Genomic DNA, 26,062 nt, shown 5'->3' on the forward strand with positions numbered 1-26,062 from the left:
TTCGTCGCCAGGAGGGCGACAAGCCGGGCATCGGCTCTTACTATTTGCAGGATTCCTTTTACCGCGCTCCGGCGCCCGCTTCGAGCCCATTGATGAAACAGTATCTCGACCTGATGCGCCATGTGCGCGAGCACGGCACCTTCAAGAGCGATCGCACCGGCACTGGCACCTATAGCGTGTTTGGCCACCAGATGCGCTTCGACCTGGCCGACGGTTTCCCGTTGGTGACCACCAAGAAGTGCCACCTGAAATCCATTATTCATGAATTGCTGTGGTTCCTTCAGGGTGATACGAATATCAAATACCTGCAGGAAAACGGGGTGCGCATCTGGGACGAGTGGGCAGACGAGAACGGCGAGCTCGGCCCGGTCTACGGCTACCAGTGGCGCAATTGGCCGGCGCCTAACGGCGAATCGGTCGACCAGATCAGCAAACTGGTGGAGATGATCAGAAAAACCCCGGATTCGCGGCGGCTGATCGTGTCCGCCTGGAATCCGGCACTGGTCGATCAGATGGCGCTGCCGCCGTGCCACGCGCTGTTCCAGTTCTATGTCGCGGACGGCAAGCTCAGCTGCCAGCTCTACCAGCGCTCGGCTGACATCTTCCTCGGTGTGCCCTTCAACATCGCCAGCTACGCATTGCTGACGCTGATGGTGGCGCAGGTGTGCGACCTGCAACCCGGTGAATTCATCTGGAGCGGCGGTGATTGCCACCTCTATGCCAATCACCTGGAGCAGGCCGACCTGCAGCTGACCCGCGAACCGCTGCCACTGCCAACGATGAAGCTCAATCCCAACGTGAAGGATCTGTTCGCCTTCCGCTTCGAGGACTTCGAACTGATCGGTTACGAAGCCCATCCGCACATCAAGGCGCCCGTCGCCGTGTGAATGGACTTTAGTCGGGTTTGTCTCGTGCGGTAACCCGGCTGTCATATTTGCCGTATAGACTCGACCACCCAGGGATTTTTGAGGCTGTGGCATGCGCAGGGTCGTGTTCAATCAGAAGGGCGGCGTCGGAAAGTCCAGCATTGCCTGTAATCTGGCGGCAGTGAGCGCGGCGCAGGGTTATCGCACGCTGTTGATCGACCTCGATGCGCAGGCCAACTCCAGCCACTACCTCACAGGCTTGACCGGCGACGAACTGCCGACCGGCATCGCCGATTACTTTAAGCAGATCCTGGCCGGTGGGCCGGCGGGAAAAAAGGCACGCCCACCGATCACCGAAACCCGTTTCGAGAATCTGCATCTGATCACGGCGACCGCCGAGCTTGCTGATCTGCAGCCGAAGCTCGAGGCGAAGCACAAGATCAACAAGCTGCGAAAGCTGTTGGACACCCTCTCGGAAGAATACGAACGCATTTATCTGGATACGCCGCCGGCGCTCAACTTCTTTACCGTTTCGGCGCTGATCGCCGCAGACCGCTGCCTGATTCCCTTTGACTGCGACAGCTTCTCGCGCCAGGCGCTGTACAGCCTGCTCGATGAAATCGAGGAGCTGCAGGAGGACCATAACGAAGGCCTTGAAGTCGAAGGCATCGTGGTCAACCAGTTCCAGCCTCGTGCTGCATTGCCGCAACAGATGATTGACGAGCTGCTCGCCGAGGGCCTACCGGTGCTGCCCGTGCACCTGATGAGTTCGGTGCGGATGCGCGAGTCGCATCAGGTCTGCACGCCACTCATCCATTTTGACCCGCGCCACAAGCTGACCCAGCAGTTCATCGAACTGCACGGGCATCTGGAAGGCAACTGAATCAGTCTTTCCGGGACTGCTCGACCCGCCGACCGAGACGCGTGGCATAGAGTTCGCCGACGATGCCGCGACGGAAGATCAGCACGCAGACCATGAAGATGATGCCGGTGAGCAGCGTGACCGGCAGCTCGGACGTCGCGAAGTAGTTGCCGAGACCGGTCACCAGTGCGGCGCCGAACACCGGTCCCACCAGCGTGCCGATGCCGCCGAGTAGCGTCATCAGCACCACCTCGCCGGACATCTGCCAGCTGACGTCGGTAAGCGTTGCGAATTGAAATACCATCGCTTTCAATCCGCCGGCCAGCCCGGCCAGCGCCGCCGACATGACGAACGCGCCGAGCTTGTAGCGCGTCACCGAATAGCCGAGCGAGATGGCGCGGCTTTCGTTCTCGCGGATCGACTTGAGGATCATGCCGAAAGGCGAATTGACGATCCGCCAGATCGCCAGCATTCCCAGCAGGAACACGCTGAGTACGAAGAAATACATGTGCAGCGGTTCTTTCAGGTCGATCAGGCCGAACAGGTGACCACGGGGAATGCCCTGTATGCCGTCTTCGCCATGGGTGAACGGAGCCTGCAGGCAGAAAAAGAAAAACATTTGCGACAGTGCCAGGGTGATCATCGTCGAGTAGATGCCCTGGCGTCGGATCGCCAGAAAGCCGATCACCAGCCCGAGCACCGCGGCGCCGAACACGCCGACCAGGATACCCAGCTCTGGGGTCAGCCCCCATTCCTTGACCGCATGGGCGGTGAAGTAGGCGGCGCCGCCAAAGAACGCCGCATGGCCGAACGAGAGAATGCCGGCATAGCCCAACAGAAGATTAAAGGCACAGGCAAACAACGCGAAGCACATCACCTTCATCAGGAACACGGGGTAGAAATGCAGCGGTGCCAGCGCCAGCGCGACGATGCCGAGCAGGATCAGGATCGTTTCGGCGTTCCAGCGGCTGCGCTTTGCGAGCAGGTTCGAGGTTGGATGGGTCATGTCAGGCATCCTTTCCCATAAGGCCGGCGGGACGCACGAGCAGCACGATGGCCATGACCACGAAGATCACGATGTTCGAGGCTTCTGGGTAGAACACCTTGGTCAGCCCCTCAAGAATACCGAGCATGTAGCCAGTGATGATCGCGCCAAGAATCGAACCCATCCCGCCGACCACCACGACGGCGAAGACGACGATGATCAGGTTCGATCCCATCAGCGGACTGACCTGATAGATCGGCGCCGCCAGAATGCCCGCCAGCCCCGCCAGGCCAGCGCCCAGGCCATAGGTGAAGGTCAGCAACAGCGGCACGTTGATACCGAAGGTACGCACCAGCGTCGGGTTTTCCGTGGCGGCGCGCAGGTAGGCGCCGAGCTTGGTTTTCTCGATCAGCAGCCAGGTGCTCAGGCAGATGATCAGCGACGCCACCACCACCCAGGCGCGGTATTTGGGCAGGAACATGAAGCCCAGGTTATAGCCGCCCGACAGCAGATCGGGCACGGCGTATGGCTGGCCCGAGGAGCCGTAGTAGTAGCGGAAAGTGCCTTCCAGCGCGAGTGCCAGGCCAAAGGTGAATAGCAGGCTGTAGAGATGATCGAGGTTGTACAGCCGCGACAGCGCGAAGCGTTCTATTCCGGCGCCGACGAGCCCGACAATAAGCGGCGCGAGAATCAATGCCGGCCAGTAACCGATGCCGAGCACCGCCAGCAGCAGGTAGCCGGCGAAGGCGCCCATCATGTACTGCGCGCCGTGAGCGAAATTGATCACTTTGAGCAGGCCAAAGATGATCGCCAGACCGAGGCTGAGCATGGCGTAGAAGGAGCCGTTGATCAGGCCGATCAGCAGTTGGCCGAGGAAGGCCTGGATAGGTACGCCGAAAATCGCCGTCATCAGACCCCCAGGGTTTCGTTGAGAATGGTCATGCGGTCGGCCAGCTCATCAACATGGAAGCTGTCGACGATCCGTCCGTGGTCGACCAGATAGAAGCGATCCGCGACCTTGCTGGCGAAGCGGAAATTCTGCTCCACCAGCAGGATGGTCATGCCGCGTTCCTTGAGGGTCAGCAGCACATCGCCGATGCGCTGGACGATCACCGGAGCCAGGCCTTCAGTGGGTTCGTCGAGCAGCAGTAGCTTCGCGCCGGTGCGCAGGATCCGGGCAATCGCCAGCATCTGTTGCTCGCCACCGGAAAGCTTGGTGCCTGGGCTGTTGCGCCGCTCCTTGAGGTTGGGAAACAGCTGGTAGATTTCTTCGGTGCTCATGCCACCTTTGGCGATGATCGGCGGCAGGGTGAGGTTCTCGTCCACGGTCAGCGAAGCAAAAATTCCACGTTCCTCGGGTACGAAGCCCATACCTGTTTGAGCGGTGCGGTGCAGCGGGACGCGCATCATGTCGCGTCCATCGAAGTGAATCGAACCGCTGCGCTTGCGGATGATGCCCATGATCGAACGCAGCGCCGTGGTCTTGCCCACGCCGTTGCGGCCGAGCAGGGTTACGGTTTCGCCTTGGTGCACATCCAGATCAATGCCATGCAGGGCATGGCTTTCGCCATACCAGGCGTTCAGCTCGCGCACGCTCAGCAATGCGGTAGCCTCAGTCATGTTCCGTCCCCATGTAGGCTTCACGCACGCGGGCGTCCTGGCTCACGGTCTGGTAATCACCCGAGGTGAGGATTTCTCCACGCTGCAGCACCGTGACTTCATCGCACAGATCGGCAACCACCTTGAGGTTGTGTTCCACCATCAGGATGGCCCTGTCACGTGCAACCTCACGGATTAGGTCGGAGACGATGTGTACGTCTTCATGACCCATCCCGGCCATCGGCTCGTCCAGCAGCAATACCTTCGGGTCCAGCGCCAACGTGGTCGCGATCTCCAGGACGCGTTTGCGGCCGTAGGACAGGTCTGCGGCGGGGCTCTGCCAGGCGTCCTGCAGGCCCACCGACTCGATCAGCGCCATGGCGCGCTCGTTGAGCCGGTTCAGCGAGCGCAGCGGCAACCAGAATTGCGTCGCCAGCCCACCGGGTCGCTGCAGCGCCACCCGCACGTTTTCCAGAACGCTCAGGTGTGGAAATACCGCGGAGATCTGGAATGACCGCACCAGCCCCATGCGCGCTACCTTGGCCGGGTCGGCGCGGGTGATGTCGTGATCGAGCAGGCGGATGGTGCCGCTCGAAGGTTGCAGAAACTTGGTGAGAAGATTGAACACCGTGGTCTTGCCGGCGCCGTTGGGTCCGATCAGCGCATGGACCCGGGCGTGATGTACGTCCAGATCGACGTTGTTCACCGCCACGAAGCCGCCAAAATCGCGGCGAAGCCCGCGCGCCGAGAGGACGACGCGCGGCTGTTCGTCAGTGCTCGGGAACGCCGCGGCGTCCTCTGCGATGCTGCTACTGCTGGTCGCCATGCTTATTGCTTGGCCAAGTCGCAGCCGCTTTCGGCTGGATCAATGTAAGCCTCCTCGCCCGGAACGGTGGCGAGCACCTTGTAGTAATCCCAGGGTTGCTTGCTTTCTTCCGGCTTCTTCACTTCCATCAGATAGACGTCACTGATCAGCCGCCCGTTGGAGCCGACCTTGGCGTTGCGCGCGAACATGTCATTCACCGGCATCTCGTGCATGGCCTTGGCGACGGCTTCGGTCTCGTCGGTACCAACCTTGTCGATGGCCTTGAGGTACTGCATGACGCCCGAGTAGGTGCCGGCGTGGACCATGTTCGGCATCCGTCCGGTGCGCTTGAAGAAGCGCTGCGCGAACTCGCGGGACTGGTCGTCGCGGTCCCAGTAGTAACTTTCCGTCAGCGTCAGGCCCTGTGCGGCTTTCAGGCCCAGCCCGTGCACCTCGGATAGGGTGAAGAGCAACGCCGCCAGTCGCTGTCCACTGGCGACGATGCCAAACTCGGCGGCCTGCTTGATTGCGTTGGCGGTATCCAGTCCCGCATTGGCCAGCCCGATCACCTCAGCGCCGGATGCCTGCGCTTGGAGCAGGAAGGAGGAATAGTCGTTGGTCGCCAATGGATGGCGCACCGAGCCCTTGATTTCACCGCCCTTGTCTTTCACAAACTCACTGGTTTGCTCTTCGAGCGAATAGCCGAACGCGTAGTCGGCGGTGAGGAAGTACCAGCTGTCGCCGCCCTGAGAGACCAGTGCGCCACCGGTGCCAACCGCCAGCGCATGGGTGTCATAGGCCCAATGGAAGCCGTAGGGTGAGCATTGTTTGCCGGTGAGTTCGGTTGTGGCGGCACCGGTTACCAGATCGATCTTCTTCTTGTCCTTGGAGATCCCCTGGACAGCCAGTGCGACGGATGAAGTGGTCAGTTCCATAATCGAGTCGACCTCTTCGCGGTCGTACCACTGCCGGGCGATGTTCGAGGCGATGTCCGGCTTGTTCTGGTGGTCAGCGGTCACGATTTCGATCGGTGCGCCTTGCACGGTCCCGCCGAAGTCCTCGGCTGCCATCTTTGCCGCCTCGTAGGACCATTTGCCGCCAAAGTCGGCGTAGACCCCCGATTGATCGTTCAGGATGCCGATCTTCACCTTTCCATCGGATATTTCTGCGGCTACGGCCGGAAGGGCTGCGGCGCTCAGTGCTGCCGTTGCAATTGCCAGAAGCTTCATCGCTTATCTCCTTGCTGGGGTCGACCGCTTACAGCACGGCACGTGGTCTTGCCACGAGCTGGACGGTTCGGTGGGTACTGGGTGTTGCTTGTTCGGACTGCGGACGAAAGTGTTGGCACTGAGCGCGTTGCCGGAGCGGTGCGAGGGCAGCTATATCGTTGGCGAGGCGGCCATGCGCCTGGCTGAATCGGGCTGTGCATAGCGAATGCGGAAGACTGCTTTCGTGCCGGGCGGGCACGGGTCGTCGATGGCCCCGAAAGCTGCGTAGTCACCTGACCTGGCATGTGATTTGTCTTGTTATTGTTCGTTGAACTAAACGTAGCAGGGGTTTGCGCAGGCGCAACCGCTTCGATTGCGAAGGCGGCGTGGTGAGTGGGCATTGTGCCGTCAGGTTTGGTGTCTGAGCGGCCTGGTTGGTGCTTGGTGGAGGGCCGGTAAACCGCCGTTCAGAGCTGATTCAATGAGCGATCAACACGTCGCAGGGTGGTTGGTCGAGGTATTGCCGGGTCAGGCTGCCGAGCAAGGCGTTGCTTATTTCGCTACGGCTGTGGCTACCCAGCGCAAGAAGTTGCGGTTGCAGCGCTGCGATGGCGTCGTCGAGGCAACTGCTGCGCTCACCGTAACGAAGGCTCGAATGAAGCCGCGCGCCGGTGTTGCGCAGGTCAGCGCGAAGGTCGCTGAGCAACTGATCGAACAGTTCGCGCTGCAGCGCCAGGTCAGGCTCGCTCGGCTGGTGCAGTTCGGCCATTTCGTAGACGTTCAGTGCCGTCAGATCGCTGGCAGTCGGTAACAGTTGCCACGCCGCCTGTAGCGCGCGGCTGGCGCAGCTGGAGTAATCCAGTGCGGCCAGCGCCCGTGAGTAGGGCACTGCCGGCGCGACCGCCAGCAACAGCGGTGCGGGGCAGTTCTGCAGTACCTGCTCCAGCGTGGTGCCGGCGAATCCCTGCGGTGACTGGCGATGATGGCGGCCCATCACCAGCAAGTCGATTTCCAGTCCGGTGGCCTGGGTAAGAATTTCCTCGGCGGCACGGCCCCTACGAATCCAGGGCTGCAGCTGGGCAAGACCGTGGCGCTCAAGCGCCGTCCGCAGATAAATCTGTGCGTTCTGCTCCGTCGCGCCCGGTTCGCTGGCCAGAACGTGCAGCACGCTCAGGCGTGCCCCGGTCTGCTGCGCCAATTGCGCTGCGCGGCTCAAGGCCAGATCGGCGTCGGGGCTGAGATCGTGGGCGACGAGAATATGCTGAACCATGGCTGCCTCGCGATTGCTGAGCGAAATACCTGCAGTATGCCGGGCAGATCCAGGCGTTGTCCTGATCGAGAGCAGGCAGACGCTTTCGCATACGGCTGGCCGTTGCTTTGGTCTGGAATGCTTTTTTCGTTGGGCTGCTAACGCTATGCTGGCGGCCATTCAAGCAGGAGCGAGTGATGAGCAAGGTCAGTGTGCTGGTGGTGGATGACGCGCCCTTCATTCGGGATTTGATCAAGAAGGGGTTGCGCAGCCACTTCCCGGGGATTCGTATCGAGGACGCTGTGAACGGGCGCAAGGCCCAACAGATGCTCGACCGCGATTCTTTCGACCTGATCCTCTGTGATTGGGAGATGCCGGAAATGTCCGGCCTCGAACTGCTCACCTGGTGCCGCGCTCAGGAAAAGCTCAAAACCACCCCGTTCATCATGGTCACCAGCCGGGGCGACAAGGAGAACGTGGTTCAGGCGATCCAGTCAGGTGTGTCCGACTTCATCGGCAAGCCATTCTCTAACGAACAACTGACCACCAAGGTCCGCAAGGCACTCGGAAGGGCTGGCAAACTCGGCGCACTGGCGGCCAGTGCACCGGCACGGCCGACTAACACCGGCATGGCCAACGATTCGTTGGCTGCGCTGACAGGCGGCAAGGCTGAAGTCGTCAAGCCGGCTGCAGCATCGGTCGCCTCGCCAGCGCCCGGATTCGCCGCGCCGCTGGTGCAGCCGGCCGCAGCCAAACCGACAGCGGCCAGCGGCGGTCGCGGCCAGGGCCAGTTGCGTCTGGCGAGTGGAACGCTTGCTTGCGTCATCAAGGCGATCAGCCTTAAAGAGGGGCTGCTGGTGGTCAAGCGTGGCGAGACGCTGCCGCAGGTGCTGGAGAGCGCAGTGCTCGATCTGGAGCAGGGTGAAGGCGGGGAGGTGGCACGCCTCAATGGCTATCTTCACGCGGTCGCGGCGCTGGAGCCCAAGCCGGACAGTGAGTGGCTGCAACTGACGTTTCGCTTCGTCGACCGTGACCCGCAGAAGCTCGATTACCTGTCCCGGCTGATCGCCCGAGGCACCGCCCAGCGGCACTTCGTACCGGGCGCCTAGCTGCGACCAACCCAACTGGCTAACGCTGCGCCGCGACCGACCGTCTGGAAAAACCAGTGACGCGATGAACCATTTCACAGGCTGACAGTCGGTGGCTCGCGCACAGGCCGTTGCGCTGCTAGTCTGCAGCGCTCTGAATACATAACCATGAAGTCTGCCGTTATGTTGGGGCGCACCATTCTTGCTCTCGGGTTGTTCTGCCTGGCTATGCCGGCTTCGGCCCTGACCATCTACAAGTACACCGACGCCAACGGCGTGGTCACTTACAGCGACCAGGCGGCGCCGGGCGCGCGCGTGTTCGCGTTCAACGATCGCATGGTCGAGAAGCTCGACAACCAGGTGAAGCTGGTAACCCGCAAGCACGCCGCTGGCGAAACCTTGCTGGTGCGCAATGATCTGTACGCGCCGGTAGACATCGAACTCAAGCTGACCGGCGTGCAGAACGCCGCCGGCGCGCCGGATGAGCCGATCCGGTGGGTGCTGCCGCCACGCAGCCAGATTCGCTTGGCGACTCTGGCTCCGCTCGACCCCTCAAAACCACTGAAGTACACCCCTAAACTGCGCCATGCGCTGGGTGATCCGCGGCTATTGCCCAAACCCTACAAGTATCCGCTGCCCTGGCGTGGCGGCCCGTTCCGCCTGACCCAGGGCGCGAATGGCAAGTACAGCCACTTCACCCGGAAAGGTCGCTACGCCGCCGATATCGCCATGCCCGAGGGCACGGCCATCGTGGCGGCGCGTGGGGGCATGGTGGTGAAACTCGAGAATGCTCAGACTGGGCGTGGCAACAACCCGGCCGGAAACTTTGTCCGGGTGTTGCATGATGACGGCACCATGGGCGTCTATCTGCACCTGATGAAAGGCTCGGTCAGCGTACGCGAAGGTCAGCGCATCGAAGCCGGTTCGCTGCTGGCGCGCTCGGGCAATACCGGCAACAGCACCGGCCCGCATCTGCATTTCGTGGTCCAGCGCAACGTCGGCTTGGCGGTCGAATCGATTCCCTTTGATTTCGCCCAGCCAGTCAACAGCCTGCCGAACTTTGCCGTTGGCGGGGACTGACGCATTCCAGGCTTGCAGTCGTAGGGCGGGTACAACTCGCCGATCGCAGCTGCTATCGCGTACGTCCTGCGGGTTTCACCCGCCCTACGACTCTCCAGCCTCCAGTCCAGCCGTTTACTCCTGCTTCAGCACCTTGGCCAGTACGATCTTCGGGCCACGCATTTTCTTGATGACAATCTGCAGATCATCGACGAACAGTACTTCGTTTTCCTCTGGAACCCGCTTCAGGGTTTCGTAGATCAGGCCGGCAAGGGTGTCCGCTTCGACGTGGTCGAGATCGACATGCAACAGCCGCTCTACCTTGAACAGCGGCGTATCGCCGCGCACCAGCAATTTGCCAGGCTGATAAGCGAGGATGCCGCGCTCGGTCTTGCGGTGCTCGTCCTGAATATCGCCCACCAGCACTTCCAGCACGTCCTCCATGGTCAGGAAGCCCACCACCTTGTGATCGCCTTCCTCAACCAGCACGAAATGCGCACCGCCCTGGCGGAATTGGTCCAGCAGCGCATTTAGCGGTAGATGGCGCGGCACCCGCTCTAGCGGCCTTAGCAGATCGTCGAGAACGAAATGCTGGGTCAGTTGGTCGTCGCTGGCCAGCGCCAGCAGCAAGTCCTTGATGTGCAGCAGTCCGATGTAGTCGCCCTGCTCGCTGTCATACACCGGGTAACGGCTGTATTTGTGACGGCGGATCAGGTCAAGAATGTCGGGCAGCGAGGCGTTGTGTTCCAGCTGCAGCAAGTCCTCACGGGAGTTGGCCCAGTCGGCCACTTCCAGCTCGCTCATTTCTACCGCCGAGGCGAGCACTTTGATGTCCTGGTTGGCCGGGTCCAGGGCCCGGTTCGAATGCAGGATCAGCTTAAGCTCGTCGCGGCTGTAGTGGTGCTCATGGTGGCTGCCCGGTTCACCCTGGCCAGCCAGGCGCAGAATGGCGTTGGCGCTCGCGTTGAGCAGGTAGATTGCCGGATACATCGCCCAGTAGAACAGGTACAGCGGTGCGGCCGTCCACAGAGACAGCAGTTCGGGTTTGCGGATCGCCCAGGACTTGGGTGCCAGTTCGCCAACAACGATGTGCAGATAGGAAATGATGAAAAACGCCGTAAAGAAGGCGATACCATGCACCACGGCCTGAGACTCGATACCCGCCGCGGCCAGTACCGGCTCGAGCAGGTGGGCAAAGGCCGGCTCACCGACCCAGCCGAGGCCCAGCGAGGCCAGGGTGATACCCAACTGACAGGCCGAGAGATAGGCGTCCAGCTGGCTATGCACTCTGCGCAGGATGTGCCCGCGCCAGCCGTGCTCCTTGGCGATGGCCTCGACCTTGGTGGCGCGCAGCTTGACCATGGCGAACTCGGCGGCCACGAAGAATCCGTTGAGCAATACCAGGAACAGGGCAAAGAGAATCATGCCGAAGTCGGCGAAGTAGGAAGAAGCGGCGTAGCTGGGGGAAGGGTCCATTGAGGTGTCAGGTAGTGGCAGAGGCCCCAAGGATGGGGCCGGCTCGGGGTTATTTCAAGAAGCCGGCCAGCGGCCGGGCGCCAGGCGGTCGCAGAGCTACCTCACCGTGGCCTGCGACAGCGGGAAGTGGCAGGTGAAAATGCTGCCCTTGCCTGGCGTGCTGTTTACATCCAGGCGGCCCTGATGCCGCAGCAGCACGTGTTTGACAATCGCCAGGCCGAGGCCGGTGCCGCCGGTGCTACTGGCGCGACTGGAATCGACTCGGTAGAAGCGCTCGGTCAGCCGCGGCAGGTGCTTGGACTCGATGCCGATGCCGGAATCCTGCACCGCCAGGTGTGCACCATGCTCGTTGCACCACCAGCGGATATGCACCTCGCCATTGTCCGGCGTGTATTTCACTGCATTGAATACCAGGTTGGAGAACGCGCTGCGCAGCTCACTCTCGCTGCCCTTGAGCAGCAAGGTCGGGTCGGCTTCAAGGGTGATTTGGTGGTTGCGCTCGGCCGACAGCGCTAAGGCGTCGCTCTTGATGGACTGCAGCAGTTTGGCGATGGCCACCGGTTGGGTATTGGTCGGTGGGTTGGTCGCTTCGAGCTTGGCCAGCAGCAGCAGATCGTTGAGCAGGAGCTGCATGCGCCCCGCCTGCTGGCTCATCTGATTCAGGGCGCGCGGCCAGCGTGGTGGCATTTCGTCGGTATGTTCGAGCATCGTTTCCAGATAGCCGGCAATCACCGTCAGCGGCGTGCGCAGCTCGTGGGATACGTTGGCGACGAAGTCCTTGCGCATCTGCTCCAGTTGATGAAGGCGGGTGATGTCGCGCACCACCATCAGGTGTTCACTGTTGCCGTAGCGGGTAATGGTGATCTGCAGCCAGAGGCGATCATTGACGGGAGAAGAGAGCTCCAGTGGCTCTTCATGACGCCCTTTGTCGAAGTACTCCTTGAAGCTGGGGTGGCGTACCAGGTTGGTCACCGGATGGCCGGTGTCCTGCGGTTTCTTCAGGCCCAGCAGGCGCTCGGCGGCTGGGTTCCACCATTCGAGATTGGCGTCGCTGTCGAGCATGATCACCGCATCCCTGAGCGCGGTGGTCGAGCCTTGGACCCGGTCGATCACCGACTGCAGCTGGCCGCGCAGGCGCAGGTCGCGGCGCTGGAGTTGGTACAGATTGTCGAAGATTTCGCCCCAGATGCCGTGGCCGTCCGGCGGCGGCTGGTCGGCCTGATCGCTCTTTACCCACAGCAGCAAGCGGCGGATCTGGTGCAGAGTCCAGCCCAGGTAACCGGTAAGCCCAATCACCAGGGCCCAGGCATATTCACCCGTGACCAGGCCGGCCAGCAGGCATCCAGCCAGTATCAACAGCAGGCGACGCACCAGAGCGCCTTGCCAGTCTTGATTCACCGCTAACGCTCCTTGAGGCAGCTTGAGGCCGGCCAGAATGGATCTACAACGCCAGCTGACGCTCGGCGGTTGCGGCTTGTTCAGCTCTTGGTGGAAAAACGGTAACCGGTGCCACGCACGGTTTGCACCAGATTTTCATAGGTCTCGCCCAGGGCCTTGCGCAAGCGCCGGATGTGCACATCAACGGTGCGCTCCTCGACGTATACATTGCCGCCCCAGACCTGATCGAGCAACTGGCCGCGGGTGTAGGCGCGTTCCTGATGAGTCATGAAAAATTGCAATAAACGGTATTCGGTTGGACCCATGTCCGCCGGCGTACCGTCGATGGTTACGCGGTGGCTGATGGGGTCCAGCAGCAGACCACCGATTTCGATGGGCATCTCGTTGTCACTGGTGCCTGCGCGGCGAAGCACGGCCTTCAGGCGCGCGACCAGTTCGCGGGGCGAAAAAGGCTTGGTGATGTAGTCATCGGCGCCCACTTCCAGGCCCTGGATCTTGTTGTCCTCGGCATCCTTGGCGGTCAGCATGATGATCGGTGTGTTGGCCGTCATCTCGTCCCGCTTGAGGCGTCGTGCCAGCTCGATACCGGAGGTGCCAGGGAGCATCCAGTCAAGCAGGATCAGATCCGGTTGACGATCGATGATCAGCGCATGCGCCTGCTGGATATTTTCCGCTTCAAGGCATTCGTAGCCGGCCATCTCCAGCGCCACCACGATCATTTCCCGAATCGGCGCTTCGTCATCGACGATCAGTATGCATTTGCCGTTCATGTCCGCTCTCGGTCCGTTTTATTGTCGCTCGGCATTAGATAACGGAAATGTTGCAGGGATGTGACAAAAGCCGATCAGCGTGCAGGCGGTTAGAGGTTCAGGACTGCGATAAAAGCGCCGTAGGTTGGGAGCTGAACGACGAAAGTGCCTCGCAGTGTCGCGATAGCCTTTGCGCAATATCGTCGACGCTCTGTTTGCCTTCAGCCTTCAGCCTTCAGCGATCAGCCCGCCTTCGTCGCGTAATCCATAACGATCCCCGCAAGGATCGCCAGCCCCGCCCAATGGTTATGCAAGAACGCCTGGAAGCACAGCTGTGCCTTGCGCGAGCGGGTTTTCCAGAACTCCCAGGCAAAGCAGGCGGCAGCGATGGTCAGCCCAAGGTGAAACCACTGGCCGAGTTCGAAGCGCACACCAGCGAGAATCAGGCAGAACAGGGCGAGACCCTGCAGTGTGGCGATGATGATCCGATCGGCTTCGCCAAAGAGGATCGCGGTGGATTTGATGCCGATCTTCAGATCGTCCTCGCGGTCGGCCATGGCGTAGTAGGTGTCGTAGCCCACCGTCCAGACCACGTTGGCGATGAACAGCAGCCAGGCCTCCGGTGGCAACTCGCCGCGCTCAGCCGTAAAGGCCATCAGCATGCCCCAGGAAAAGGCTGCGCCGAGTACCACCTGCGGGTAGTAGGTGTAGCGTTTCATGAAGGGGTAGAGCGACGCGACACCGAGCGCACCAAACGACAGCCAGATGGTGGCCGCGTTGGTCAGCAGGACGAGGCCGAAGCTCAGTGCGACGAGAATGGCGAAAAGAATCCAGGCTTCCTTCGAGGTGACCTTGCCGGTCGCCAGCGGACGGCCCTTGGTGCGGCTGACGTGCCCATCCAGGTTGCGGTCGGCGAAATCATTGATCACGCAGCCGGCGGCGCGCATGAGGACCACGCCGAGGACGAAGATGACGATGTTTTTCACACTGGGCGAGCCCTCGCCAGCGATCCACAGTGCCCAGAGCGTCGGCCACAGCAGCAGGTAGGTGCCAATCGGGCGATCCAGCCGCATCAGCTGGATAAAGTCCCAGGCGCGCGGGTGGAGGCGATTGCTCGATTGCAGAAGCTTCTGGTACATCGGCGGGGCTCCGGTTGGTGAGTGGCATTTGCAGAACAGTCTGTGCTGCGCTCAGTTGGTCATCCGCGCGGCCTGCCACAGCGCTGGAAGAAATACCTCGGCGACCAATACGCGCAGCTCACCCTGGCTAAAACAGGAGCGGCGCGCCCAAAGACCGGGTTGGCGGACCGCTTCCGGCAGCCATTCGGCTGGGTAGCGGCGGGCTTGCAGTGAGCCGCGCGCAAACGCCGGATCACTGAACAGTAACTCGCCCAAGGAGCGGCTACCCAAATGCGGCAGGTCAAGCCCGGATTGCTCCAGCGCGCTGCGAGCAGTGACGCTGCGCGCGAACACCCATGGCTGCTGATGACCGCGCAGGTAGACCTCGCGAACCCAGCCCTGGCTACCCCCGGCCACCCCAAGGGCAGCGCATTCGTCGTCGCGCAGGGTCTGCCAATCTTCTGTCAGGGGCGTCACGCTGAATGCACCGTCGGCCAACTGGGTGAGGCGGCGGGTTAACGAGCCTTTATCGACGTAAAGCCAATCATGCAGGTCAGCGGAGATCGGGGCGGGATGGCAATCGGCGGGCAGCCAATCTAAGAAGTCGGACACGAGCAGTAATGAATAGCGGAAAGAAGCGGCGAGTCTAGCAAGAAAGGCGGGACAAGCGGGGCTGGGGACTGGAAGCGAAACCCGGCGGGACTGGCTTTCAGTTTGAAGCTTCAAGCCAAAGCCAGAGCCGGGCCAATGGGGTGGCACGTTTTGAAGATGGCTCCGGTATCAATGACTCCGGTGGCTAATAATCGGGCCCCGCCGGCGCCGTATAGCGTGGCGGAGTCTGCCGCGGTAAGGCCGTTAGGCGTCCTGTTGGAACAAGCTCCGCATGATTTGCGCGAGTTCGGAGATGTTCTTCTGCACACCTGGGTTGAACTGATCGCCAACTGCGTATGTGCTCCACTCTTCCTCGGCCATGTCGGCCTGGCGATCCAGCTCCTTCTCCATGGTGTCCAGGCGCTGCTGCGCTTGCTGGAGCTGCTGTTTGTTTGCGTTCAGGCCGTCCGAATCCTGTAGCGCCTGGACCAGGTCCTCGACGGCTTCCTGCAAGTCATCCACCTGATTCGCGACGTCCGCGCTGTCGATCTCCTGCATTTTCTGGCCCTTCGCGCCGCTGAGCATTTTGGCCACCTCATCAAGGTTGCTGGCAAGTTCACTGACCTGCTTGGTCACGCCAACCTTGTACTCTTCACCTCGGATCCAGGCCTTCCAATAATCGTCGGTGCGCTCGGCCTTTTCGTCCAGCTTGTGCTCCATCTGTTGAGTGAGCTGCTGTTCCATTTTGGCCAGCTGGCTGTCGCTCTGCTTCCAGTTGCTTACGCCCATGCCTGGGCCGGACTGGCGCAGCGAGCCAATCAGATCGGCGACGTTTTCCCGAACATCATCCACGGCGTCGACAACATCATGGCCGACTCGAATGGACGAGCCGGCTCCCTGTTGCTGGGTCTGCATGCCCGGCTGCTGTGCTTGGGATTGCTGAGTGTTCTGCTGCTGCGCGACGCTAGGCAGGGAAAGACCGGCGGCCAGCAGGGCGGTGACAAGTGCAAGCGGTTTCTTGGTCATTGTGCGTTCCTCTCTTGGTAGTCGGGGACGCGGATTCATGAACTCCGCATAATTTTCGAAGGCACTCGCTGCTGAGGGTTCAGATTTTTTGGCAGAAGTGGCGGCAGCTTCAACCGACGCCAATCTCGCACCTTCTAGCGTCTAGCCGCGTTATTACGCCCACCCTTCCAGGCGCATGGTCGCCCGCACCAGTCGTTGCTCCTCTTGCTCGATCTCCTTGAGGTTGTCGCGGATGCTGTGGATGTGGTCCCTGGCGGCGCGCTGGGCCTGGTCCGGCAGGCGTTCGGTGATGGCGTGGAACAGGCGCGAGTGCTGGCGATCGATCTGCCGCTTTTGCATGGGTCGGTGATAGAGGTTGTTCACCGAAGCGAATACGGTGGAGAGCATCAGGTCGGTCAGCGACTGCAGCGTATGCACCAATACCGGGTTGTGAGAAGCCTCGCTGACGGCCAGGTGGAAGGCATGGTCGAGGCGCGCGTGCTCCCGTGGGTCGCCGCCTTCTTCGGAATGCGCGGCGAGCATTTCTTCGTAGCGTCGACGTAGCAGGACGAAGTCGGCGTCGGTGCCGCGTAGCGCCGCCAGACGGGCTGACTCGCCTTCGAGCAGGGCGCGCACTTCGAGCAGGTCGTACAGCGTGCGCGGCTGCGAATTGAACAGATGCATCAGCGGGCTGGCATCCTGTTCGCCGGACAGTCTCGCCACGTGCGAACCGCGGCCCTGCGCGGTTTCGATGATGCCGCGACCGCGTAACACACGCAGGCCTTCGCGCAATGCCGAGCGTGAAATGCCTAACTTCTCGCACAGGCGCCGTTCCGATGGCAGCGCCTGCCCGACCTTCAACACGCCATCGACGATCAGGCGTTCTATACGCTCTGCTACGACGTCCGCCAGCTGGCGGCGGTCTTGAATATTTTCAATCAACTTAAAGGCTCCATAACTGGTAGGACCAGTTGGGGCGGATATTACATCAAGCCTTGGCTGCTTCGCTAAAGCCCCTGATATTCGGTGCTTATTGGCTTTGTCGCTGAAAGGCTTATGAAAGAAACTGGTAGGACCAGTGGTTTTCCAAGTGGACGGCAGGGCTGTGTCGGGCTAATGATGCGTCAAACCACCGCAGCTGGCCGTGCGCGGTGAACGCCAAAGAAGAGCCCCGACTGCCATGAATATTCTCTACGACGAACGCGTCGACGGTGAGCTACCCAAGGTCGACAAAGCAGCATTGCTGGCCGACTTGCAGGCCCAGCTGCCCGGCATGGACATCCTTCACCGAGGCGAAGACCTTAAGCCTTATGAATGCGATGGCCTGTCTGCCTATCGCACCACGCCGATGCTGGTGGTGCTGCCCGAGCGTATCGAACAGGTCGAAACCCTGTTGAAAATCGCCCACAAGCGTGGCGTGCCGGTCGTCGCTCGCGGTGCCGGTACCGGTTTGTCCGGCGGTGCGCTGCCGCTGGAGCAGGGCATTCTGCTGGTCATGGCGCGCTTCAACAAGATTCTCGAAATCGATCCGGCCGGTCGTTTTGCCCGCGTCCAGCCCGGTGTGCGTAACCTGGCGATCTCCCAGGCGGCGGCGCCCTACGATCTCTATTACGCGCCCGATCCGTCCTCGCAGATCGCCTGCTCCATTGGTGGCAACGTGGCCGAAAATGCCGGTGGCGTGCATTGCCTGAAATACGGCCTGACCGTGCACAACCTGCTCAAAGTCGAGATCCTCACCGTCGAGGGCGAGCGCATGGTGCTCGGATCGGACGCGCTGGATTCGCCGGGCTTCGACCTGCTGGCGCTGTTCACCGGCTCCGAAGGCATGCTCGGCATCGTCACGGAAGTCACGGTCAAGCTGCTACCCAAGCCGCAGGTGGCCAAGGTGCTGCTGGCGGCATTCGATTCGGTGGAAAAAGCCGGTCGTGCGGTAGGCGACATCATCGCCGCGGGCATCATCCCCGGTGGGCTGGAAATGATGGACAACCTGTCGATCCGCGCCGCTGAGGATTTTATCCATGCTGGCTATCCGGTGGACGCCGAGGCGATCCTGCTCTGCGAGCTGGATGGTGTCGAGGCTGACGTTCACGATGACTGCGCCCGTGTGGGCGAGGTGCTCAAGCTGGCCGGTGCGACCGAAGTGCGGCTGGCCAAGGACGAGGCCGAGCGGGTCAAGTTCTGGGCCGGGCGCAAGAACGCCTTCCCGGCGGTCGGGCGGATCTCGCCGGACTACTACTGCATGGACGGCACCATCCCGCGGCGCGAGCTGCCGGGCGTGCTCAAGGGCATCAGCGACCTGTCCGACGAATACGGCCTGCGCGTCGCCAACGTGTTTCACGCCGGTGACGGCAACATGCACCCGCTGATCCTGTTCGATGCCAACACAGAAGGCGAGCTGGAGCGTGCCGAGGCGCTGGGCGGCAAGATTCTCGAACTGTGCGTGAAGGTCGGTGGCTCGATCACCGGTGAGCACGGTGTGGGTCGCGAAAAGATCAACCAGATGTGCTCGCAGTTCAACGCCGACGAGTTGACGCTGTTCCACGCTGTTAAGGCGGCGTTCGATCCCAGCGGTTTGCTCAACCCCGGAAAAAACATCCCGACGCTGCATCGCTGCGCCGAATTTGGCGGCATGCATGTCCACGGCGGGCAATTGCCCTTCCCTGAACTGGAGCGCTTCTGATGACGGTTTCCTTCGACGACAGCCAGCAGCTGCTCGATCAGGTCAACCAGGCGTTGGCCAGCAACACCCCGCTGCGCATTCAGGGCGGCGGCAGCAAGGCGTTTCTCGGCCGCGAAGTCCAGGGCACGCCGCTTGATACCCGCGCCCATCGCGGCGTCGTCACCTACGACCCGACCGAACTGGTGATCAGCGTTCGCGCCGGCACGCCGCTGGCCGAGCTGGAAGCCGCGCTCGACGAGGCCAACCAGATGCTGCCCTGCGAACCGCCACATCTGGGCGAAGGCGCCACGGTCGGGGGGATGATCGCCACCGGCCTGTCCGGCCCGAGACGGCCGTGGTCAGGCTCGGTGCGCGACTTCGTGCTCGGCTCGCGGGTTATTACCGGCCGGGGCAAGCATCTGCGTTTCGGTGGCGAGGTGATGAAGAACGTGGCCGGCTACGACCTCTCGCGCCTGATGGCCGGCAGCTTTGGTTGCCTTGGCGTGCTCACGGAGGTCTCGCTCAAGGTGCTGCCCAAGCCGCGCCTGTTGCGCAGCCTTCGAGTCGAGATGCCGGTCGATCGTGCGCTGCTCAAACTCGCCGAGTGGGGCCAGCAGCCCGTGCCAATCACCGCCGCGAGCCATGACGGCCAGGCGCTCCACTTGCGACTTGAAGGCGGCGAAGGGTCGGTCAATGCTGCTTGCGAGCGCATTGGTGGGCAGGAACTGGAGGCGGGCTACTGGCAAGACCTGCGCGAGCAGCGTCTGGGCTTCTTCAGCGACGCGCGCCCGCTGTGGCGCCTGTCGTTGCCCACCGATACGCCGGTGCTGGCGCTACCGGGCGACCAGCTGATCGACTGGGCCGGCGCCCAGCGCTGGCTGAAATCCGATGCCGATGCAGAGGCCATCCGCGCGATCGTCAGTGAGGTGGGCGGCCATACCACTTGCTTCACCGCTGGCGCTGCGGTCAGTCCGTTTCAGCCGCTGGCCGAGCCGCTGCTGCGCTATCACCGCCAGCTGAAAGCGGCGCTCGACCCGCAGGGGATATTCAACCCTGGCCGCATGTATTCCGAGGTCTAGGTCGCGCTCAGCGCGATTGGCCGCTGCGAGACCACGCCAGAGCGTGCAGGGCAAGGCGTGAGGAGAGAAGTTTGGTATTCCAAATGAACGACGAACAACGATGGATTGCGCTTTCTGGGGCGCGTCCCGAAGGGTTGGCGCGAAGCGCCAACGCAAAGAGCCAATTCGCGTTGGGAGCGACCTATTAATGCAAACGAATCTTAGTGAGGCGGCGAAGAAGTTGCCGCGTGCCGAGGAAGCCGAGAGCATCCTGCGCTCCTGCGTACATTGCGGCTTCTGCAACGCCACTTGCCCGACCTACCAACTGCTCGGTGACGAGCTGGATGGCCCGCGTGGGCGCATCTATCTGATGAAGCAGATGTTCGAAGGCGGCGAAGTTACCGAGGCCACCCAGACCCATCTGGACCGCTGCCTGACCTGCCGCAACTGCGAAACCACCTGCCCATCCGGCGTGCAGTACCACAACCTGCTGGATATCGGCCGCGACTTCATGGAACAGCAGGTGCCGCGCTCCGCGAGTGAACGCCTGCTGCGCACTGGGCTGCGCACCGTGATCCCGCGCCCCGGGCTATTCAAAAGCCTGCTCAGCACCGGCAACATGCTGCGTCCGCTGATGCCCGCGACGCTCAAGGCGCACATGCCGCGCCAGGTCACCCCGGCCAAACCGCGGCCGCAGGTGTTGCATGCCCGTCGCGTATTGATTCTCGAAGGTTGTGTGCAGCCGAGTCTGTCGCCAAATACCAACGCAGCCACGGCGCGCGTGCTGGATCGCTTGGGCATCAGCGTGACCACTGCACGCGAAGCGGGCTGCTGCGGTGCGGTGGACTATCACCTGAACGCGCAGGAAGCGGGGCTCGACCGCGCGCGGCGCAACATCGACGCCTGGTGGCCCGCCATCGAAGGCGGCGCCGAAGCCATCGTGCAGACCGCCAGTGGTTGCGGCGCCTTCATCAAGGACTATGGTCATCTGCTGCGGGACGACCCGGCCTACGCGACCAAGGCCGCGCGGGTCAGTGCACTGGCCAAGGATTTGGTTGAAGTTTTGCGCAGCGCCGAGCTGGAGCGGTTGAAGGTCGAAACCAACAAGCGCATGGCCTTTCATTGCCCCTGCACCTTGCAGCACGCACAGAAGCTCGGCGGCGCGGTCGAAGACGTGCTCACCCGGCTCGGCTTTCACCTCACCGCAGTACCGGATGCGCATTTGTGCTGTGGCTCGGCGGGCAGCTACTCGATCACCCAGCCGGAGATCTCCCATCAGTTGCGCGACAACAAGCTCAACGCGCTGGAAAGCGGCAAGCCGGAAGTGATCGTCACCGCCAATATCGGTTGCCAGACGCACCTCGACGGCGCGGGCCGAACGCCGGTGCGGCACTGGATCGAGATCGTCGAAGAAGCGATGCAGTGAAACCACGCTGAACGACAGTAGGGTGGGCTTCAGCCCACCAGCGTGCCGAGCGGATGATGTGAACCCGGTGGGCTGAAGCCCACCCTACGTTGCACTTGAATACGCGCCTTGGCGCAAACCGAATTCAACAGGAGAAACCATGAAAACCAAAGCCATGCTGACCCAGACCGAAGTGACCGCCATCCTCGCCGCCGCGCGCAGCGAAGCGCAGAACAACGGCTGGGCCGTGACTATCGTCGTGGCTGACGACGGCGGCCATCCGCTGGCGCTGGAACGTCTGGACGGCTGTGCACCGATCGCCTCCTACATTGCTACCGAAAAGGCGCGCAGCGCCGCGGTGGGGCGTCGCGAAACCAAGGGCTACGAGGACATGGTCAATGGCGGCCGCAACGCCTTCCTATCCGCTCCTGTGGTCTGCTCGCTGGAAGGCGGCGTGCCGGTAATCGTCGATGGCCAGGTGATCGGTTCGGTCGGTGTCTCCGGCGTGACCGCTGCTCAGGATGCCCAGGTCGCCAAGGCCGGCGTTGCCGCTGTCGGTTAGAGCATGAGAAGAACGCTGGAGGCGGGACGAAAAGTAGCGGCGTACCCCGCGGCAGTTCCGGCCACAGCGACTGATCAGCAGCTACCTGCGGGTGGCTGAACAACGAACAATAGAGGTTTTGTCATGAGCGAACGCGTAACTCTGGGCCGCCTGCAAGTGGCGGCCAACCTGCAACGCTTTATCGAAGACGAAGTTCTGCCGGGCACCGGCGTTGATGCAGCCGCGTTCTGGAAGGGCTTCGACGAGCTGATCCACGACCTGGCGCCGAAGAACCGTGCCCTGCTGGCCGAGCGCGACCGTCTGCAGGTCGAATTGGACAACTGGCACCGCAGCAATCCGGGCCCGATCAGCGACATGCCGGCCTACCGCAGCTTCCTCGAGTCCATCGGCTACCTGCAGCCCGAGCCGGGCGAAGTGAAGATCAGCACCAGCAACGTCGACAGCGAAATCGCCACCCAGGCCGGCCCGCAACTGGTGGTGCCGATTGGCAACGCCCGCTACGCGCTGAACGCCGCTAACGCCCGCTGGGGCTCGCTGTACGATGCGCTTTACGGCACCGATGCCATCAGCGAAGAAAACGGCGCGCAGAAAGGCCCGGGCTATAACGATGTGCGCGGCGCCAAGGTCATCGCCTTCGCGCGCAACGTCCTCGATCAGGCCGCGCCGCTGGCCGAAGGCAGCCATGCCGATGCGACCAACTACCGCGTGCAGGATGGCCAGCTCAAGGTGACCTTGGAAAACGGCAGCGTCACCGGTCTGAAGCAGCCGGAGAAATTTGTCGGTTATCAGGGCGAAGCCGTCGAGCCGACCGCGATTCTGCTGAAGAACAACGGCCTGCACGTTGAGATCCAGATTGATCCGAACAGCCCGATTGGCCAGACCGATGCTGCCGGCGTCAAGGATTTGCTGGTCGAAGCCGCTGTCACCACCATCATGGACTGCGAGGATTCCACTGCCGCAGTCGACGCCGACGACAAGGTGCTGGTCTACCGCAACTGGCTGGGCCTGATGAAAGGCGATCTGGTTGAAGATCTCGAGAAAGGCGGCAAGCGCATCACTCGCCGTCTCAACGCCGACCGCGAATACACCGCCGCCGATGGCTCGAACCTGACGCTGCACGGCCGCTCGCTGTTGTTCATCCGCAACGTCGGTCACCTGATGACCAACCCGGCGATCATCGACGGCGAAGGCCATGAGATTCCCGAAGGCATCATGGACGGCGTGGTCACCAGCCTGATCGCCAAGCATGACCAGCAGCGCAAGGGCAACTCGCGCACCGGCTCGATGTATATCGTCAAGCCGAAGATGCACGGGCCGGCCGAAGTAGCGTTCACCGACGAGCTGTTCGGTCGCGTCGAAGACCTGATCGGTCTGCCGCGCCATACCCTCAAGGTCGGCATCATGGACGAGGAGCGTCGCACCAGCGTCAACCTCAAGGCGTGCATCGGTGCTGCGAAGAACCGTGTCGCCTTCATCAACACCGGCTTCCTCGACCGTACGGGCGATGAGATGCACAGCATCATGGAAGCCGGCGCCGTACTGCGTAAGGGCGACATGAAGGGCACCGCCTGGATCCAGGCCTACGAGCGCAACAACGTGCTGGTCGGCCTGAACTGCGGCCTGCGTGGCAAGGCGCAAATCGGCAAGGGCATGTGGGCCATGCCGGACCTGATGGCTGCCATGCTCGAGCAGAAAATTGGCCACCCTAAAGCCGGCGCCAACACCGCCTGGGTGCCGTCGCCGACCGGCGCCACGCTGCATGCGCTGCACTACCACCAGGTCGACGTACAGGCCGTCCAGGCCGAGCTGGAAAAGATCGATCTCGCCGCCGAGCGCGACAAGCTGACCAATGATCTGCTGACCATTCCGGTCGCGCCGGAGCGCAACTGGTCGGCCGCCGAGATCCAGCAGGAGCTGGACAACAACTGCCAGGGCATTCTCGGCTACGTGGTGCGTTGGGTTGAGCAGGGCGTCGGTTGCTCCAAGGTGCCGGACATCCACGATGTCGGCCTGATGGAAGACCGCGCCACGCTGCGTATCTCCAGTCAGCATCTGGCCAACTGGCTGCGTCACGGTGTGGTCGGCGAAGCGCAGGTTCGCGAAACGCTGGAGCGCATGGCCAAGGTGGTCGATCAGCAGAACGCTGGCGATCCGGCCTACCGCCCGATGGCCACCGACTATGCTGGATCTGCTGCCTTCCAGGCGGCGTGCGATCTGGTGTTCAAGGGGCGCGAGCAACCGAGCGGTTATACCGAGCCGTTGCTGCATGCCTGGCGCCAGCGCTTCAAGCAGCAGGTCGGTTGAGCGGCATCAGCAAGACAGTCGGCGGTCAGCATGAGCTGATCGCCGACGCGATTTGATGAGCCCCGGGCGCTTCCAGCGTCCGGGGCTTTCGAGCAAGAGAGGCGGACTAACATGACTTGCTAGTCAGCTTCTCGGACTGAGGTGATTCTTCATTTCAGCCATGCGTGGGACCGGGCTTTCCCGGATGTAAGCGGTTCACAACAAAAAACAAGGAACCCAACAATGAGTCAGACACTGCTGTCCATACTGGCCTTCGTGCCGCTGGTGCTGGCGGGGGTACTGCTGATCGGCTTTCGCTGGCCGGCCAAGTACGCAATGCCGCTGGTTTTCGTGCTCACTGCGTTGATCGGCCTTCTGGCTTGGGACATGACCTTCAACCGGGTCCTGGCTTCCACGCTGCAAGGCCTTATTCTTACCGCTGCGATCCTCTGGATCATCTTTGGCGCCATCCTGCTGCTGAACACGCTCAAGCACTCCGGGGGCATCGCTTCGATTCGTCGCGGCTTCGCCAACGTGAGCCCGGACAAGCGCGTACAGGTGCTGATTGTGGCCTGGCTGTTCGGTTGCTTCATCGAAGGCGCCTCGGGCTTCGGTACGCCGGCTGCGGTCGCTGCACCGCTGCTGGTCGCTCTGGGCTTCCCGGCCCTGACGGCGGTTGTGCTGGGCATGATGGTGCAATCGACGCCGGTATCCTTCGGTGCGGTAGGGACGCCGATTCTGGTGGGTGTCGCCGGTGGTCTGGACCAGGCGACGCTCGGCGGGCAACTGGCTACCGTGGGCAGCAACTGGGACGTGTTCTTCCAGCTGATCTACTCCCGCGTGGCGATCATCCATGCGCTGTGCGGCATCCTCATGCCGCTGATCATGATCTGCATCATGACGCGCTTCTTCGGCCGCAACCGCTCCTGGAGCGAAGGGCTGGCGATGGCCCCGTTTGCCATCTTCACCGGTCTGGCGTTCGTCATCCCCTATGCCGCTGCCGGTGTGTTTCTCGGCCCGGAATTCCCGTCGATGATCGGCGCGCTGGTCGGCCTGGCCATCGTGGTTCCGGCCGCCAAGGCGGGCTTCCTGCTGCCGAAAACCAGCTGGGACTTCGCCCCGGCCAGCGAGTGGCCGGTGGAGTGGATGGGCAAGATCGAGATGAAGATCGATGACGTCGCTGGACGTACACCGATCTCCGTGCCGATGGCCTGGGCGCCGTACCTGCTGCTGGCGATCTTCCTGGTGATGTCTCGCATCTTTCCGCAGCTCAAGGCGGCGTTGATGTCGGTCAGCTTCGGCTGGAAGGACATCCTCGGTGAAACCGGCGTCTCCGGTACGCTGGAGCCGCTGTATTTGCCAGGTGGAATTCTCTGCATGGTGGTGCTGGTTACCTTCTTCCTGCATCGGATGAAGGCTGCTCAGCTGGGCGCTGCCATCACCGAATCGAGCAAAACGCTGCTGGGTGCCGGCTTCGTGCTGATCTTCACCATCCCGATGGTGCGAATCCTGATCAACTCGGGCGTCAACGGCTCCGACCTGGTATCGATGCCGGTGGCCATGGCGCAGCTGGTGGCCAACAGCGTGGGCGGTGTCTATCCGTTCTTCTCGCCTGCGGTCGGCGCCTTGGGTGCCTTCATCGCCGGCTCCAACACCGTGTCCAACCTGATGCTCTCGCAGTTCCAGTACAACACTGCCGGGCTGCTGGGGATTTCCGGGGCGCTGATGGTGGCGCTGCAATCGGTGGGCGCCGCGGCGGGCAACATGATCGCTATCCACAACGTCGTCGCGGCTTCGGCCACGGTCGGCCTGCTGGGGCGCGAAGGCATCACGCTGCGCAAAACCATGCTGCCGACCCTGTACTACCTCGTACTGGCCGGTACCATCGGCCTGATCGGCTTTTACGTGATGAACATCGGCGATCCGCTGGTGGGAATAGCGACCGCCAGTTGATGGTGGCGTGAATCCGGACGGGCGGCCCAGGCCGCCCGTTTTGTTTGTCCGGAAAATATTTGCAGGCTCGCGGTCTATCGCCAG

23 protein-coding genes are annotated in these 26,062 nt (G+C 62.1%); 10 read left to right on the forward strand and 13 right to left on the reverse strand.

The window, feature by feature from the left end:
* Positions 1–92 precede the first annotated feature (92 nt).
* On the forward strand, positions 93–887 hold the full coding sequence (locus tag BUE09_RS17130; protein WP_073302762.1) for a thymidylate synthase: 795 nt from the start codon (positions 93–95) through the stop codon (positions 885–887).
* Between the two features lie 91 nt (positions 888–978).
* Positions 979–1,749: a ParA family protein gene (locus BUE09_RS17135; protein ID WP_073302764.1), complete on the forward strand. Its 771-nt coding sequence runs from the start codon at positions 979–981 to the stop codon at positions 1,747–1,749.
* Between the two features lies 1 nt (position 1,750).
* On the opposite strand, the gene BUE09_RS17140 is transcribed toward BUE09_RS17135, so the two are convergent.
* The 6 genes from BUE09_RS17140 to BUE09_RS17165 form a co-directional block, all read right to left on the reverse strand.
* Positions 1,751–2,734, reverse strand: coding sequence for a branched-chain amino acid ABC transporter permease (locus BUE09_RS17140; protein ID WP_073302766.1), 984 nt, complete (start codon positions 2,732–2,734; stop codon positions 1,751–1,753).
* A gap of 1 nt (position 2,735) precedes the next feature.
* Positions 2,736–3,623, reverse strand: a complete 888-nt coding sequence (locus BUE09_RS17145; protein ID WP_073302768.1) for a branched-chain amino acid ABC transporter permease — start codon at positions 3,621–3,623, stop codon at positions 2,736–2,738.
* Complete coding sequence (locus BUE09_RS17150) at positions 3,623–4,333, reverse strand: ABC transporter ATP-binding protein (protein ID WP_073302770.1); 711 nt, start codon at positions 4,331–4,333, stop codon at positions 3,623–3,625. The genes BUE09_RS17145 and BUE09_RS17150 overlap by 1 nt, the downstream gene beginning before the upstream one ends.
* On the reverse strand, positions 4,326–5,144 hold the full coding sequence (locus tag BUE09_RS17155) for an ABC transporter ATP-binding protein (protein ID WP_417801223.1): 819 nt from the start codon (positions 5,142–5,144) through the stop codon (positions 4,326–4,328). The genes BUE09_RS17150 and BUE09_RS17155 overlap by 8 nt, the downstream gene beginning before the upstream one ends.
* Entirely contained in the window at positions 5,141–6,346 is a 1,206-nt protein-coding gene (locus BUE09_RS17160; RefSeq protein ID WP_073302774.1) for an ABC transporter substrate-binding protein, read from the reverse strand. The genes BUE09_RS17155 and BUE09_RS17160 overlap by 4 nt, the downstream gene beginning before the upstream one ends.
* Before the next feature lie 457 nt (positions 6,347–6,803).
* A complete protein-coding gene (locus tag BUE09_RS17165; protein WP_073302776.1) occupies positions 6,804–7,595 on the reverse strand; it encodes a universal stress protein in 792 nt (263 codons plus the stop codon).
* Between the two features lie 176 nt (positions 7,596–7,771).
* Here BUE09_RS17165 and BUE09_RS17170 point away from each other — a divergent pair, with 176 nt between their 5' ends.
* Both BUE09_RS17170 and BUE09_RS17175 read left to right on the forward strand, forming a co-directional pair.
* Positions 7,772–8,683, forward strand: a complete 912-nt coding sequence (locus BUE09_RS17170; protein ID WP_073302778.1) for a response regulator — start codon at positions 7,772–7,774, stop codon at positions 8,681–8,683.
* A gap of 162 nt (positions 8,684–8,845) precedes the next feature.
* On the forward strand, positions 8,846–9,742 hold the full coding sequence (locus BUE09_RS17175) for a peptidoglycan DD-metalloendopeptidase family protein (RefSeq protein ID WP_073302780.1): 897 nt from the start codon (positions 8,846–8,848) through the stop codon (positions 9,740–9,742).
* Between the two features lie 114 nt (positions 9,743–9,856).
* On the opposite strand, the gene BUE09_RS17180 is transcribed toward BUE09_RS17175, so the two are convergent.
* The 7 genes from BUE09_RS17180 to glcC form a co-directional block, all read right to left on the reverse strand.
* Complete coding sequence (locus BUE09_RS17180) at positions 9,857–11,197, reverse strand: hemolysin family protein (protein WP_073302782.1); 1,341 nt, start codon at positions 11,195–11,197, stop codon at positions 9,857–9,859.
* Between the two features lie 96 nt (positions 11,198–11,293).
* Positions 11,294–12,595, reverse strand: coding sequence for a phosphate regulon sensor histidine kinase PhoR (gene phoR / locus BUE09_RS17185; protein ID WP_073302784.1), 1,302 nt, complete (start codon positions 12,593–12,595; stop codon positions 11,294–11,296).
* Positions 12,596–12,675: 80 nt separating this feature from the next.
* Positions 12,676–13,365 (reverse strand): phosphate regulon transcriptional regulator PhoB, encoded by a 690-nt coding sequence (gene phoB, locus BUE09_RS17190; RefSeq protein ID WP_019341703.1) that lies wholly within the window; start codon positions 13,363–13,365, stop codon positions 12,676–12,678.
* 221 nt (positions 13,366–13,586) lie between these two features.
* Entirely contained in the window at positions 13,587–14,483 is an 897-nt protein-coding gene (gene ubiA, locus BUE09_RS17195; RefSeq protein WP_073302786.1) for a 4-hydroxybenzoate octaprenyltransferase, read from the reverse strand.
* Between the two features lie 51 nt (positions 14,484–14,534).
* Entirely contained in the window at positions 14,535–15,074 is a 540-nt protein-coding gene (locus tag BUE09_RS17200; RefSeq protein WP_073302788.1) for a chorismate--pyruvate lyase family protein, read from the reverse strand.
* A 243-nt stretch (positions 15,075–15,317) separates the two neighbouring features.
* Entirely contained in the window at positions 15,318–16,079 is a 762-nt protein-coding gene (locus tag BUE09_RS17205; RefSeq protein ID WP_073302790.1) for a hypothetical protein, read from the reverse strand.
* A 153-nt stretch (positions 16,080–16,232) separates the two neighbouring features.
* On the reverse strand, positions 16,233–17,000 hold the full coding sequence (gene glcC, locus BUE09_RS17210; protein ID WP_073302792.1) for a transcriptional regulator GlcC: 768 nt from the start codon (positions 16,998–17,000) through the stop codon (positions 16,233–16,235).
* 238 nt (positions 17,001–17,238) lie between these two features.
* Between glcC and glcD the strand changes: the two genes are divergently transcribed.
* From glcD to BUE09_RS17240, 6 genes are all read left to right on the forward strand, one after another.
* Positions 17,239–18,738, forward strand: a complete 1,500-nt coding sequence (glcD, locus tag BUE09_RS17215) for a glycolate oxidase subunit GlcD (protein ID WP_073302794.1) — start codon at positions 17,239–17,241, stop codon at positions 18,736–18,738.
* Positions 18,738–19,796, forward strand: a complete 1,059-nt coding sequence (glcE, locus tag BUE09_RS17220; protein WP_073302810.1) for a glycolate oxidase subunit GlcE — start codon at positions 18,738–18,740, stop codon at positions 19,794–19,796. Before glcD ends, glcE begins: the two co-directional genes overlap by 1 nt.
* 187 nt (positions 19,797–19,983) lie before the next feature.
* The gene (gene glcF / locus BUE09_RS17225) at positions 19,984–21,201 is read left to right on the forward strand and encodes a glycolate oxidase subunit GlcF (RefSeq protein WP_073302812.1); all 1,218 of its coding nucleotides are present in this window, start codon (positions 19,984–19,986) and stop codon (positions 21,199–21,201) included.
* A gap of 139 nt (positions 21,202–21,340) precedes the next feature.
* Positions 21,341–21,742, forward strand: a complete 402-nt coding sequence (locus BUE09_RS17230) for a heme-binding protein (RefSeq protein WP_073302814.1) — start codon at positions 21,341–21,343, stop codon at positions 21,740–21,742.
* A 123-nt stretch (positions 21,743–21,865) separates the two neighbouring features.
* Complete coding sequence (locus tag BUE09_RS17235; protein ID WP_073302816.1) at positions 21,866–24,046, forward strand: malate synthase G; 2,181 nt, start codon at positions 21,866–21,868, stop codon at positions 24,044–24,046.
* Between the two features lie 222 nt (positions 24,047–24,268).
* Positions 24,269–25,978 (forward strand): L-lactate permease, encoded by a 1,710-nt coding sequence (locus BUE09_RS17240; protein WP_073302818.1) that lies wholly within the window; start codon positions 24,269–24,271, stop codon positions 25,976–25,978.
* Positions 25,979–26,062 lie beyond the last annotated feature (84 nt).

Source organism: Stutzerimonas xanthomarina DSM 18231, from assembly GCF_900129835.1.
Classification (GTDB): Bacteria; Pseudomonadota; Gammaproteobacteria; order Pseudomonadales; family Pseudomonadaceae; genus Stutzerimonas; species Stutzerimonas xanthomarina.